Source organism: Sporomusa acidovorans (assembly GCF_900101845.1).
GTDB classification, from domain to species: Bacteria; Bacillota; Negativicutes; order Sporomusales; family Sporomusaceae; genus Sporomusa; species Sporomusa acidovorans.
Genome location: NZ_FNAM01000009.1, coordinates 18,942 through 31,886 on the forward strand (window position 1 = coordinate 18,942; position 12,945 = coordinate 31,886).

The 12,945-nt window shown below is 47.4% G+C and carries 11 protein-coding genes and 1 other annotated feature; of the genes, 2 read left to right on the top strand and 9 right to left on the bottom strand.

Features of this window, described 5'->3' with window-relative positions; genetic code table 11:
- Positions 1-48: 48 nt before the first annotated feature.
- The 8 genes from BLR65_RS08280 to BLR65_RS08315 form a co-directional block, all read right to left on the bottom strand.
- Entirely contained in the window at positions 49-618 is a 570-nt protein-coding gene (locus BLR65_RS08280; RefSeq protein WP_093793724.1) for an anthranilate synthase component II, read from the bottom strand.
- Positions 602-2,113 (bottom strand): anthranilate synthase component I family protein, encoded by a 1,512-nt coding sequence (locus tag BLR65_RS08285; protein WP_245692611.1) that lies wholly within the window; start codon positions 2,111-2,113, stop codon positions 602-604. Before BLR65_RS08285 ends, BLR65_RS08280 begins: the two co-directional genes overlap by 17 nt.
- Positions 2,110-2,901: a tryptophan synthase subunit alpha gene (gene trpA / locus BLR65_RS08290; RefSeq protein ID WP_093793725.1), complete on the bottom strand. Its 792-nt coding sequence runs from the start codon at positions 2,899-2,901 to the stop codon at positions 2,110-2,112. Before trpA ends, BLR65_RS08285 begins: the two co-directional genes overlap by 4 nt.
- Positions 2,898-4,082: a tryptophan synthase subunit beta gene (trpB, locus tag BLR65_RS08295; protein WP_093793726.1), complete on the bottom strand. Its 1,185-nt coding sequence runs from the start codon at positions 4,080-4,082 to the stop codon at positions 2,898-2,900. The genes trpA and trpB overlap by 4 nt, the downstream gene beginning before the upstream one ends.
- Positions 4,075-4,866 (bottom strand): indole-3-glycerol phosphate synthase TrpC, encoded by a 792-nt coding sequence (gene trpC / locus BLR65_RS08300; RefSeq protein ID WP_093793727.1) that lies wholly within the window; start codon positions 4,864-4,866, stop codon positions 4,075-4,077. Before trpC ends, trpB begins: the two co-directional genes overlap by 8 nt.
- Positions 4,860-5,501 carry a phosphoribosylanthranilate isomerase gene (locus BLR65_RS08305; protein WP_342741376.1) on the bottom strand — a complete coding sequence of 214 codons (642 nt, stop codon included), beginning with the start codon at positions 5,499-5,501 and terminating at the stop codon, positions 4,860-4,862. Before BLR65_RS08305 ends, trpC begins: the two co-directional genes overlap by 7 nt.
- Positions 5,468-6,508 (bottom strand): anthranilate phosphoribosyltransferase, encoded by a 1,041-nt coding sequence (gene trpD / locus BLR65_RS08310; RefSeq protein WP_093793729.1) that lies wholly within the window; start codon positions 6,506-6,508, stop codon positions 5,468-5,470. Before trpD ends, BLR65_RS08305 begins: the two co-directional genes overlap by 34 nt.
- A 114-nt stretch (positions 6,509-6,622) precedes the next feature.
- Positions 6,623-6,889: a binding site (T-box leader), on the bottom strand.
- A gap of 59 nt (positions 6,890-6,948) precedes the next feature.
- Complete coding sequence (locus BLR65_RS08315) at positions 6,949-7,665, bottom strand: HAD family hydrolase (protein ID WP_093793730.1); 717 nt, start codon at positions 7,663-7,665, stop codon at positions 6,949-6,951.
- A 98-nt stretch (positions 7,666-7,763) separates the two neighbouring features.
- On the opposite strand from BLR65_RS08315, the gene BLR65_RS08320 reads away from it, so the two are divergent.
- Positions 7,764-8,672 carry a DMT family transporter gene (locus BLR65_RS08320; protein ID WP_093793731.1) on the top strand — a complete coding sequence of 303 codons (909 nt, stop codon included), beginning with the start codon at positions 7,764-7,766 and terminating at the stop codon, positions 8,670-8,672.
- 51 nt (positions 8,673-8,723) lie between these two features.
- Here the strand turns inward: BLR65_RS08320 and BLR65_RS08325 are convergent, their stop codons facing one another.
- Positions 8,724-10,730, bottom strand: coding sequence for a molybdopterin-dependent oxidoreductase (locus tag BLR65_RS08325; protein WP_093793732.1), 2,007 nt, complete (start codon positions 10,728-10,730; stop codon positions 8,724-8,726).
- 286 nt (positions 10,731-11,016) lie between these two features.
- Between BLR65_RS08325 and BLR65_RS08330 the strand changes: the two genes are divergently transcribed.
- On the top strand, positions 11,017-12,834 hold the full coding sequence (locus BLR65_RS08330) for a sensor domain-containing diguanylate cyclase (protein ID WP_169717018.1): 1,818 nt from the start codon (positions 11,017-11,019) through the stop codon (positions 12,832-12,834).
- The last annotated feature ends 111 nt before the right edge of the window (positions 12,835-12,945 follow it).

The following is a 12,945-nucleotide window of genomic DNA, read 5'->3' on the forward strand; positions in this document are numbered from 1 at the left end:
CCTAATATAGCATGCAAACAGTATCTTTTCAAGTATAAACTTTAGTTTTTACTTTGTTTTCATTAAAAAATTGCTCAAAATAGTACTGCCTTGCGGCGTTAAGATGGATTCCGGATGAAACTGTACGCCTTCAACGTCAAATTCCCGATGGCGAAGCCCCATAATCAGATCATCCTGGGAAGTGGCTGTGACCTCCAGGCAATCAGGCAGCCCGTTTCTGTCAACAATTAAGGAATGATATCTGCCGGCAGTAAAGGGCCTGGGCAAATCCCGGTAAATTCCTTTTCCCTTGTGAATAATATATTCAGCTTTGCCATGCACCGGCTGCGGCGCCCGGATAACCTTCCCGCCAAATACCTCACCGATCGCCTGATGGCCAAGGCAAATGCCCAAGATGGGAATCTTGCCGGCAAACTGATCAATAACGGCTTTACTTATGCCAGCTTGAGCGGGTGTTCCCGGCCCTGGTGAAATAATAATACCACGATAACTGGCATCTTCTATTTCCTTGACTGTTGTTTTATCGTTGCGAATGACAGTGACCGGATAGCCTAAATTCGCTACATACTGATAGACATTATAGGTGAATGAATCATAATTATCAATCAGTAATATCATGGTATTCATCCTCCTCAATGAGCTGCATTAAAACCCTGCCCTTATTCTTGATTTCCTGGTATTCCGTCTCCGGCACGGAATCAGCGACTATCCCCGCCCCTGTCCGCACCGTAACTTGCTGTCCGTCAACGATTAAGGTGCGAATGGTAATACAGGTATCCATATTTCCCCGAAAATCGAAATATCCTACCGCACCGGCATAGGGACCGCGTATGTCGCCCTCTAACTCCTGAATAATTTCCATTGCCCGTACCTTGGGCGCGCCGCTTACCGTACCTGCCGGAAAGCAGGCAGTCAACACATCTACCGCCGAGAACCTCGGGTCAATCTGACCTGATACTTCAGAAACAATATGCATAACGTGAGAATATTTTTCCACTTCCATCATCCGGTCAAGTTTGACCGTTCCGGGAAGGCTGACCCTGCCAATATCATTGCGGCCTAAATCTACGAGCATGGCATGTTCCGCTAATTCCTTGGCATCGGCCAGCAATTCGGCAACCAGTTCATCATCTTCAGCCGGCGTCTCGCCCCGCCGGCGTGTGCCGGCAATTGGACAAGTCAGAACTTTTCCATCTTCTAACTTGACCAGTCGCTCCGGCGAGGCACCAACAAGCTGCTTATGGCCGAAATTTATATAAAACATATAAGGTGACGGATTATCCTGTCTTAACTGCCGGTAGAGCGTAAACGGATGCCGTGTCAGTTTGTAATGGAAAGGGCGCGACAACACAACCTGAAATATGTCGCCGGCCGCAATATACTCTTTGCCTTGCTTTACCATGCGGATATACCGTTCTTTAAGCAAAGCTTCCTCTTCCTCACTACTTCGTTCTGCCCGATTATCCCCCTCCGCTTTTCCAGCCAAATTTTGCTTGGTTTCCGGTAAAACTACAGGCTGTTTAAGCTTTGCAACAAGGTGTTCCAGCTCATCTATCGCCTGATCATATTCTTTTGCAGCCTGCGCACCGGGAGTATGTTGTATCAAATTGATCAGCCGCGTGGAATGAGTCAGATGATCCATAACAATGATATATTTGCAAACTAATAATTCCATAAGCGGTAAATCATCAGGTATTGTCAAGCCGCATACCCTTTCCCAGGTAGCCACTGCTTCATAGGCGGCATACCCGACCGCCCCGCCGGCAAAAGACGACAGTGCGGATATTTCCGGCATGGAAAATCGTTGCAAGAAATCTTTTAGCAATCCATGCGGTTTTCCTTGCTGGTGCGAGATACGGCCATCTACTAAAACATCAGTATGGTCATGATAGGCAGTGAACGTTGCCAACTGCCTTGTTCCCAAAAAGGAATAACGACCAAAGTTTTTTCCGGTTTGCGCACTCTCCAGGATAAAGCCCGGGTCGTCGCCCACCAGTTTATAATACAAAGACACCGGTGTTTCCATATCTGTTGATAGCTCCATACACACAGGAAATACGGTATAGGCTGTTGCCAGCCGGCAAAATTCTTCTTTTTCCGGAAAAGCCTTCACCCTTGCTCCCCCCTGTCAAGCGCCAGTCTGAGTGAGGCGGTAAATTCGCGCACAGCAGCAACGTCCTGTTTCATCAAGCGTTCCATAACTGCGCTGCCGACAATAACGGCATCAGCCTGTTTAGCCGCCTGCCGCGCTGCTTCCGGAGTGCCAATACCAAAGCCAATAGCCAGCGGCAGGTCGGTTTCCCGGCGTACGGCAGCCAACAGCGGTGCAAGCTGGCCATAATCAATATGGCGCACGCCGGTAACGCCGGTATTCGAAATGCAGTACAAAAAACCGGCAGCCTGGCTGCAAATGGGTTTAAGACGCTCAAGGGTAGTTGTGGGCGCAATAAATTGAATAAGGTCTATTCCCATTTGCCGGCAGAGAGGTTCCACAGCAGCCGATTCCTCCAGCGGCAGATCGGGAATAATCAAACCGCTAATGCCGGCCTGAGCAAAGTCTGCGGTAAATTTATCAATGCCATACTGCAAAACAATATTGTAATAGGTCATAATCGCCAGCGGGATTGTTGTTTCTTGCTTAAGCTTGGTTACCAATTCAAGAGTTTTCCCAACCGTAGCCCCTGCCGCTAGTGCCTGGGCAGCCGCCTGTTGGATGATCGGACCGTCAGCCATCGGATCAGAAAATGGCAGGCCAATCTCCACCAAATCGGCTCCTGCTGCTTCGACCGCCTTAACAGCTTCCAAAGTTGTATGATAGTCGGGATAACCGGCCGTAATATAGATAATCAGCCCCTTACGGCCGGTTGATTTGCAATTGCATAGCTTTTCTGCCAGTTTCATTCTGCCGATCCCTCCATTACTTTTGCTACCATCTCTACGTCCTTATCCCCCCGTCCGGACAAACAGACAATAATTGCATCGTCTGCCGCTGTTTGGGGCATCAGGTACTCTAAATAGGCTACTGCATGGGAACTTTCCAAAGCCGGAATAATGCCTTCCACCCTGGCCAGCCGTTCAAATGCCGCCAAAGCTTCTTTATCCGTCACTGCCGTATATTGTACCTTGCCGGTATCTTTAAAGAAGGAATGCTCCGGCCCGACGCCGGGATAATCAAGACCGGCCGATACCGAGTAAGCGGGAATTACCTGCCCGTCACTATCCTGCCGCAGATAACTCAAGGCCCCGTGCAAAACCCCTGGTTTTCCGTATGTCAGCGAAGCTGCGTGTTCGCCGGTAGCCAGCCCTTTGCCGGCAGCCTCGACACCAATCTTAGTTATTGTGTCATTATCCCGGAATTGGTAGAATATTCCCATGGCATTACTGCCGCCCCCCACGCAGGCGATCACGTATTTCAGCCTTTCGCCGGTCTCGGCAATCTGCGCTGCCGCTTCCTGGCCGATAACTGCTTGAAAATCTCTCACGATTATGGGGTATGGGTGCGGGCCGACCACAGAACCGATAATATAGTGGGTGTCCTGAATATGAGTAACCCAATATCTAATAGCTTCACTGGTCGCATCCTTCAAAGTGCCGCTGCCGCTCGTCACCGGCACAACCTTGGTTCCTAACAATCTCATGCGAAAAACATTAAGCGCTTGCCGCGCCATGTCTTCTTCTCCCATAAATACGCAGCATTCCATGCCAAACAGCGCAGCCACCGTGGCACATGCCACCCCATGCTGTCCGGCTCCGGTCTCAGCAACAATGCGTTTTTTCCCCATACGCCGCGCCAGGAGCGCCTGGCCGATTGCGTTATTGATCTTGTGCGCACCGGTATGAAGCAAATCTTCCCGTTTCAAGTAGATTTTTCCCCGCCCATAATGTTTGGTTAAATTGGCGGCATAATACAACCGGGTCGGTCTGCCGGCATATTCCCTAAAATAAAAGTTCACCTCTGCTTGAAACCCGGCATCGTTTTTTAATTTATAATAGCTTTCTTCCAGCTCAAGCAGCGCCGGCATAACCGTTTCCGGCACAAACTGTCCGCCATATTGCCCAAATCTTCCTTTTTTATCAGGCATCATAACCTCTCCCTTCTTGTTTGGAACCAATCAAAGCCAGTTCCCAGGTCTTAGCTGCTATATTATCGGCCGTAACCAGACTCTCCCCTACGAGAATGCCGTTTACACCGGCTGATTTTAATTTTTCAGCATCATGACCATCCTTAATGCCACTTTCACTGATAATCAGGCGGCCCGGCTCACAATAAGGCAACAACCTAAACGTTTGCTCAATATCAGTCGTAAAAGTCTGTAAATCCCGGTTGTTAATCCCTATCACTCCGGCATCAGTCTGCTGCACCCGTTTTAGCTCGGCCAAGGTATGCACTTCCACCAAGCAGTCCATTCCCAGTTTACGGGCGATTTGCAAAAAACGCACCAGTTCGCCGTCTGATAAAATAGCGGCGATCAGCAGCACCGCGTCAGCGCCGGCAGCCCTGGCGGCATATAACTGATACTCGTCAATGATAAATTCCTTACACAATACCGGCAGCTCAACATTTGCTTTGACCCGCATAATATCATCCATGCTGCCGCAAAAAGCAGCGTTGGTATGCACCGACAGGGCAGCAGCACCTTGACTGGCATAAATTTGTGCAAGTTCAATCACCGTATACCGGCTGCACAATCTTCCTTTAGCCGGCGAAGCCAGCTTGCATTCGGCAATTAAAGTCCAATCCTTGCGGGAAACTGCGCTGCTAAAAGCAAAGCATCCTGGCATTATCTCACCTAGCCCCGCAATCGGCCTGCCTATTTTGGCGGCTGCCACTGCTTTTCTTGTTTGTTGGACAATTTTAGCTAACATAGATTACCCCTCTGCCGAACAGCGGCAATAAACCGCTCTATTTTTGCTGCATCCTTAACCCCATCGGTCTCAACGCCACCGGAAACGTCTACCCCATCCGGCTTAAGTATTTGGATGGCTGCGGCCACATTGTCCGCTGTCAAACCGCCGGCAACCAGTAAAGGCCGTGGTGCCTGCATTGCCAGAATTTGTGCCTGCCGCCAGTCAAAAGGCCGGCCTGTTCCGCCCTGCTGTCTCACGCTGAAGCTGTCAAATAAAGTCCATGCCGCCTGATAATCCTTAAAGGCCGCTCCACTAACGCCCGGTTTTATCGGGAATGCCTTAATAACCGGATAACCAACCTGGCGGCAGTATTCCGGGGATTCGTCGCCGTGAAGCTGCACATAATCCAGTTGGCACTCTTTGGCCACGGTTTGCACTTCACCTAGCGGCGCATTGACAAACACACCCACTTTTTTAATTCCCGGCACCTGCAGGGAAATTGCCTGTGCCTGTTTGGGTGTAATCTGCCGTTTGCTGTCTGCAAACACGAAACCGATTAAATCTGCGCCAAAATTCTTGGCAGCCAGCGCCGCATCCAGGGTGCTAATACCGCAAATCTTTATGATAATGGTAGGTCCCCCCTGTCCTGACAGTTTTGTGTAAAGGCTTGTAACGCTTCCAGTTTAGCGTAAGCGCGACCGCTGTCGATGCTTCTTGCGGCCAGCGCAATTCCCTCCTCCATATCGCCGGCCGCATCGGCCACAACAAGCGCAGCCGCCGCATTCATGAGGACAATATCCCGTTTGAAGCCTTGTTCCCCCTTAAGAAGCTCAATAATAATCTGAGCATTAGCTTCGATGGTCCCCCCCTGATAATCAGCCACCGTGCAGCGTTTAAAGCCATAGGCTGCCGGCTCAATTACATAGGAGCGGATTTTCTCGCCGCGTACTTCGGCTACCTGGGTTGGCGAAGCGGTTGATATTTCATCAAGACCATCCAAGCTATGCACAACCAGGGCACTTGTCACGCCTAATTCGGCCAGGGCGTGAGCCACTTTGCCAGTCAACTTCGGATCATATACGCCAATGAGCTGACAATTGGCATTTGCCGGATTGGTCAATGGCCCCAGCAAATTAAACACGGTACGAAAACCGAGTTCTTTGCGGGGCTTAACAGCATACTTCATAGCCTGATGAAAACTAGGAGCAAAAATGAACCCAACCCCAATCGTATCAATGGCCGCCGCTACGGCCTCAGGCGACAGTTCTAGCTTAATCCCTAATGCGCTCAGTACATCCGCACTGCCACAAGAACTGGACACCCCCCTGTTGCCATGTTTCGCTACGTTGAGTCCGGCTCCGGCCAAAACAAAAGCTGCTGCCGTTGAAATATTGAACGTTCCCTGTCTGTCACCGCCAGTTCCACAGGTATCAATAATTGTTTTGGCGCTGCATGTTACCTTTAGAGCCTGACTGCGCATGCTCTCGGCAAAACCGGCAACCTCAATACTGCTTTCTCCTTTCATTCTCATAGCGGTTAAAAAAGCGCCAATTTGAGCCTCACTGGCCTGCCCGGACATAATTACCTGCATAGCCTCGCGGGCATCCTCTCTGGAAAGATCTTGACCAGTAATTGTCTGAGAAAGATAGTCTTTTAACATATCCTTATCCTCCTTTAAAAAAATAAAAAAGACCATTTCACCTCAAGGGGCGAAATGGTCGCGGTACCACCCTATTTTAAAAAATGCAGGCTGAAAATAAAAAGACCATTTCACCCCAGGGGCGAAATGGTCGCGATACCACCCTATTTGAAAAGCCTGACACTTTCCCTTATTCAGGTACGGGATAATTATATTTCTTATCCGATACCCTAGCCCGCTAACGGGGGCAACCGGCCCAGCCTACTTGCGTACGCGTTTGGTGAGCAGCTCACAGGTCCATTCCACATGCTCTTAAGGCCGGTCATCACACCTCCGGAAATCCGGTCACCGGCTCGCTGAACGAAAGTGTACACATGTACTCGTCCTGTTCACAGCTGTTTTACAATTCATCAATTTTATTAAAATTTTAGCGCATGATTTTTATCTTGTCAAGGCCATTTTTACCTTTCCTTAATAATTTGCGCAATCGTCTGCGCCAGTTCCTGTAGTGTTCCCTGATAATCTGTATTTATGACTGCATTTTTCACATTCAATAAACAATCTGTCACCAAATAAGTTGTCATGCCAATCCGGGCAGCAGCCAAATCTTCCTTAACATCGTTTCCTACCATCAGGCATTCTGCCGGCAGCCGGCCAAGATGAGCGGCGATTTCCAAGTAATATTCTACATGTGGCTTACAAAAATGACTTTGCTCATAACTGGTAATTAGTTTAAAATTAATATCATCTACCCCTGCCCAGGCAAGCCGTTGTCGAACTGCGCTGGCAGGAAATATCGGATTTGTCGCCACAACCACGTCCAGTCCGCACTCGATTACGGCCATAATGGCCTGACGGGCGGCGGCAGCCCGGCGGGTTATTGATTTTACTAAAACAAAATCAGTCTCATAAAACTCGTCAATAACCGGTAGTAAAATCTCCCTGGCAACGCCAATCTTATGTAAAAAGTCCTCCAAAAACACCTGCTGATTCGTTTTCGTCTTGTCCTTATTCCTAACCATGACATCTGTGGAGGCAAGGAGCTGGCTGACAAATTTCTTCGGATCGATTACCTGAGCCACTTTAGCCCCAATATGCGTCAAATATTCACGCGCAAAGTCGTCCTGGTTAAGTGGCAGCAGGGTGCCGTCAAGATCAAACAATACACTCTTAATCATTCGCTATACTCCTTCGAGTTATGTTACCTTCGGTTTGCTATAGTATCGGAGAAGGAATCCACCGTTTTTTATTGTATATTATCTCGTGAGGTGTTTCCATGCGCGTACATGCAATCTTTGTTTTAGTCGCTTTTCTGTGGGGACTTAACCCGCCTGTCATGAAAATTGGTCTTATGTATATACCCCCGCTGCCTTATAATGCTGCCCGTATGTTTGTAGCCCTGGCGGCCGGCTGGCTGGTCCTGCGGGGTATGGGTGTCTGGGTGCCTTTTAAGCGTGACGATTGGAAAGCACTCAGCATCTCCAGTCTTGGCTTTTTCTCTTTTCAAATCTTTTTTACTTTTGGCCTCCAGCTAACCACATCAGGCAATGCATCCCTTATATTGGGCTGTCTTCCTGTCAGTGTTGCCATTATCAATCATATTCACCGGTTTGAACGAATAAAACTGGTAGTGATTAAAGGCATCCTCATTTCCCTTGTTGGCGTCACGCTAATGGTGGCTGGCACCGGTAAGGAAGTCAGCCTTTCGGGTGATCATATTCTTGGTGCCCTGCTGCTGCTAGCCGCCCAGATGAGTTATGGCTATTACACAATTTTTTCCCAGCCTTTGTCAGCTACTTACTCCGCCTATCAAATTTCCGCCTATATCTTACTGGTTTCCACCGGACTATTTTCCCTGGTTTCCTTGCCCGCGGTACTCACCGTAGACTGGCAAGCCGTACCCTGGCCGGGCTGGGCCAGCTTCTTATACTCAGGAATTTTCCCCTTGTGTCTGGCCAATTGCCTGTGGGTATGGGGAACAGCCAAAGCAGGCAGCACCATGGCTTCCTTATATAACAACCTGTCCCCTGTTTTTGCGATCTGCGCCGGCTACTTTTTCCTGGGTGAGACCTTTGGTTGGCTTCAATTCATCGGCGCTGCCATTATTTTAGCCGGATTATACATAGCCAAGGGAAAAACTACCAATGCCAAAAACAGAGTGGAAAAATGTACGAATTCTAATTAACTTTCCACTAGCCCGCATTCCCTCCAGCCGGAATGCGGGACTTGTTTTTTATTATGCGTTTCCTGCGGCTTTAACATTTACTTTGACATCATAAAATGTACTGCCTTTGCCCTTATCAGTCAGGCGTTGTGAAGTCAGGGCATTGACGGAACGGTTGCCCGGAACATGCTCAAGCCACCATACGCCTTCTGCAACCACAATCCCGGCCGGAATTTTAGCCGAAATCTTTAACGTAAAGACCACTTCACCGCGTTCATTACTGGCAAATACAAGCTGACCGTCTTTTAGTCCTTTGCCGGCAGCATCTTCCGGATTCATTTGTAAAAGCATTTTGTTGGCCGTTGTTAACTCTTCCCTTTCATTGAAAGATGAGTTTAATAAACGTGGGTCCGGAGAATTAATCAGCCAAAATTCGGCATCATCCCCATGTGGTTTTATATATCTAGGCAACTTATCGTCTTCGTGGGGATTAAGGATTTCTATTTTTCCTGAAGGTGTCTTAAACTGAGTCTTGTACCCGTCAGGCAATGGCAATTCAAGCGGCCTTCCCGCCTGCAATGGTTGAAGTGGCAGCTTTGCCAGCCAGGGAGATGGATTCCTTAGCATAGCATCAATGAGTTCATCCGCAGATTGGCTGAAAAAAGGCTCCTTGATCTCCATGGCCCCCGCAAGTAAGGAAAATACTTCCCAATTTGATTTTGCCTGCCCTACCGGCGCAATCACCGGGTAGGCACGCTGGACCACATAATTTCCATAGGAACGGTACAGATCACTATGCTCAAGCGAAGAAGTCGCCGGCAAAACAATATCGGCATATTTGGCCGTGTCTGTCATAAAGCGTTCGTGAACAATTGTGAACAGGTCTTCCCGGGCTAACCCTTGCAAAACCCGGTTCTGATCAGGCGCTATAGCGGCCGGATTGGAAATATACACATACAGGCTTTTTATTGGCGGATCAGTTACTTCGTTCAAAGCCTGACCCAGTTTATTCATATTGATAATGCGCGTTGGCTGTTCTAAAAATTCCTCATGAGTAATCGCTTTAATAGCAAATGCTGCTTCTGTAGATGTGCCAGCCAGTAATCCGCCGCCGGGTTTTCCCCAGGCCCCCACAATACCAGGCAAACAGGTAATGGTTCGGACAGTCATGGCGCCATTACCATAGCGGGACAGACCGCTTCCCAAACGGATAAACGGCGCCTTGGCTGCCGCATACTGTCTGGCAAGCTGTTCAATTTCACCGGCGGCAATGCCGGTTATCTGACTGACTGTCTCCGGTGAATAATCAGGCAGCACGGCTGCTTGCAATTCTGTATACCCTTGCACGTGTTGGCTGATAAAATTCCGGTCCTCCAGTTTATCCCGTGCAATAACATGCATGATGCCAAGTGCCAGAGCGCCGTCAGTACCCGGCCGGACTACGATAACTTGATCAGCGACTTTAGCTGTTGGCGTCTCATAGGTATCAATGAGCCAAACCTTGGCGCCTCGTTTTCTGGCAATGGTTATGTCATGCATAATGTGAATATCTGTTGCCAACGCGTGAATACCCCAAAGAATAATTAAATCACTCTTGTGAATCTCATTGGGGTGTGGCGCCATTGTCTTCCCCATAACGGCGCTCCAGCCATGCCCTTTGGCCGGTGAACAAATCGTTCGCTCCAGCCGCGAAGCCCCCAGGCGATAAAAAAAAGGATGTCCGGCATTTCTCTGAACTAACCCCATAGTTCCTGCGTAAGAATAAGGCAGTATGGCCTCCGCTCCATGTTGATTAACGATTTGTTTCCAGTTCCCGGCAATTCGTTCGATGGCTTCGTCCCAGGAAACCTCTACAAAATTACCGCTTCCCTTACTACCGCTGCGCAATAAAGGTGTTACGATGCGCCGCTTAGAATGCACTGTTTTTTCATAATGCCCCATCTTGGGGCAAAGCATTCCCCTTGTAAAAGGATGATCCGGGTCACCCTCAACCTTAATAGCTCTTCCATTCTCTACGTGAACAAGCAAGCCACATGTGTCCGGGCAATCGTACGGGCACACTGAACGCATAACTTCCATATCTCATTCTCCTTATTAATTTTAGAATATAATAATTATATAGTACTGCAAGTTGATAATCCCAACAACTATTGTACAATAATTTGCAAACAATTATAGATGTTTCGTTATATTGTTCACCCAGTACGGATCCAAACAAATTCTTTCAACACACACTAGACTAAGTCTTAATATAATGCTAAAATTTTATTAAAATTGTGCAAATTCATAGGAATCAAGCCAATCTACCGCACCAAGGCTTTCGCTATTACTAACCGTTTCCCTACAGAAACAGGGGGTGATGAATATGCAAACACTTAATACACTGTATGAAGACTTCATTGGCTTATCCCGGTTCGTCCAGCAAAATCATGGAATTTTCCTTGATTCCGGCCAACAAACCATTTTGGTGCAAATCTTCAGCGGACATTGTGAAAAGTCATTTCTTGCACAATTAACTGCTGAAATTAAAAGTTTACTCCCCCATGCCGTTATTATCGGTACAACAACTTCCGGCGAAATTGTGAATGGACAGGTAGTTGGGCTGCAGACAGTTCTATCCTTTTCCATTTTAAAAAAAAGCGCCATCACATCCGGTTTTTTCCGCGCAACCGGCAACCGTGATTTCGAATTAGGTCAACACATTGCCGCCAAGCTGGGGAATGATCGGACAAAATTATTGATTCTGTTTGCCACAGGACTATCCGATCCGCAGGAGATGCTGATGGGAATTCAATCCTTTTATCCAAGACTGCCTGTTGCCGGTGGAATAGCCGGCAATAACTCTTTTACAGAACAATGCTCCGAACAATACTATGTAATTTGCAATGACCAGATACTTGCCAGTGGCGTAGTTGGCGTTGCTATAGAAGGTAACGACATAACCGTCAATTGCTATTCTCACTTAGGGTGGCAGCCTATTGGCAAAGAAATGACTATAACTAAGACTGACGGACAGCGAATTTATACAATTGACGATATACCGGCCTATGAAATTTATAAAAAATATTTGGGGCTTGACAAAATCGGCGATTTCTGCAATGTTCTTGAGTATCCCCTGATTGTTGAACGGCAGGGAATCCGTTCAGCCAGCACACCTTACACTTATTATGAAGACGATTCAATCGGGTTTGCCGCCAAGTTGTTTGAGGGTGAAAAAGTCCGTTTAAGCTTTGGGCATGTTGGCATGATTTCAGAGGCAATCAGCGTCTTATGCGAAACAATAAAAGCGCACCCGGCAGAAAGCATTTTTATTTATTCTTGTGAATGCCGCAGAGGATTTCTTCAGGAGCTTAGCAAAATTGAAACCAAGCCACTGCAGGAAATAGCTCCTACTGCCGGATTCTTTACTTTGGGAGAATTTTTTCACATTGGCAATACGAATCAATTGCTTAACGCCACAATGACCGTACTGGTATTAGCCGAATCGGCTAATACTAGTGTGTCCGCAGTTTCAAAGTCATGCCTAAAACAGACTGAGCAAAAGAGGGAATGTAATAACTATGTGAATGATCATGTAACCAAAAGAAATACCGGTGTTCTCAAAGCGTTAACCCATCTGGTTAACACGGTTACTTCCGAGCTGCTCGAAATGAACCAAAAACTGCAATACCTCAGTTTACATGATTCTCTTACCGGACTTTATAATCGTACCTTTTTTGAGCAGGAAATTGCTCGACTTGAATATTTGAATGACCAAATCGGGATCATTGTCTGTGATTTAGATTGCTTAAAAACGGTAAATGATATTTGGGGACATGCCGCCGGCGATAAATTTCTCAAACTTGCCGCCAAAATTATTTCCGGGTGTTGTTCAAAAAACGATATTGTCGCCAGAATCGGCGGCGATGAATTTGCTGTCATTGTTAAAGACGCAGAATATTCGTTACTCAAAAATCTCCGTAACCGGATTGTGAGTGAGGCCGCTACTCAAAGACATCTTCATCCGGAAATGCCGCTTGATATATCAGTAGGAATCGCCCTTAGGGAACAGGTTGGAGAAAGAAGTATAAAAAATGCTTTTGTAGCAGCCGATGCAAATATGTATCAACACAAATTGACCAAAAAGAAAATTTTGTCTACACAAGATTTTACAAAAAAACCGGACAAACAGAATAACCGCTGACTTCTTTGAAAGGTAAGTTTTTTTATATGCAAGCTTTATTGGACAACTCTATATAAAAAGACAGACAAAAATCCCTCACATTGACATTCCAGTGCGCGGGATTTTTGTATT

What these genes read in the sequence shown, in the direction of transcription:
- BLR65_RS08325 (WP_093793732.1), bottom strand. Translation starts at nt 10,730, where the DNA reads ATGGAAGTTATGCGTTCAGTGTGCCCGTACGATTGCCCGGACACATGT.
- BLR65_RS08280 (WP_093793724.1), bottom strand. Translation starts at nt 618, where the DNA reads ATGATATTACTGATTGATAATTATGATTCATTCACCTATAATGTCTAT.
- BLR65_RS08320 (WP_093793731.1), top strand. Translation starts at nt 7,764, where the DNA reads ATGCGCGTACATGCAATCTTTGTTTTAGTCGCTTTTCTGTGGGGACTT.
- trpD (WP_093793729.1), bottom strand. Translation starts at nt 6,508, where the DNA reads ATGTTAAAAGACTATCTTTCTCAGACAATTACTGGTCAAGATCTTTCC.
- trpC (WP_093793727.1), bottom strand. Translation starts at nt 4,866, where the DNA reads ATGTTAGCTAAAATTGTCCAACAAACAAGAAAAGCAGTGGCAGCCGCC.
- BLR65_RS08315 (WP_093793730.1), bottom strand. Translation starts at nt 7,665, where the DNA reads ATGATTAAGAGTGTATTGTTTGATCTTGACGGCACCCTGCTGCCACTT.
- trpA (WP_093793725.1), bottom strand. Translation starts at nt 2,901, where the DNA reads ATGAAACTGGCAGAAAAGCTATGCAATTGCAAATCAACCGGCCGTAAG.
- trpB (WP_093793726.1), bottom strand. Translation starts at nt 4,082, where the DNA reads ATGCCTGATAAAAAAGGAAGATTTGGGCAATATGGCGGACAGTTTGTG.
- BLR65_RS08330 (WP_169717018.1), top strand. Translation starts at nt 11,017, where the DNA reads ATGCAAACACTTAATACACTGTATGAAGACTTCATTGGCTTATCCCGG.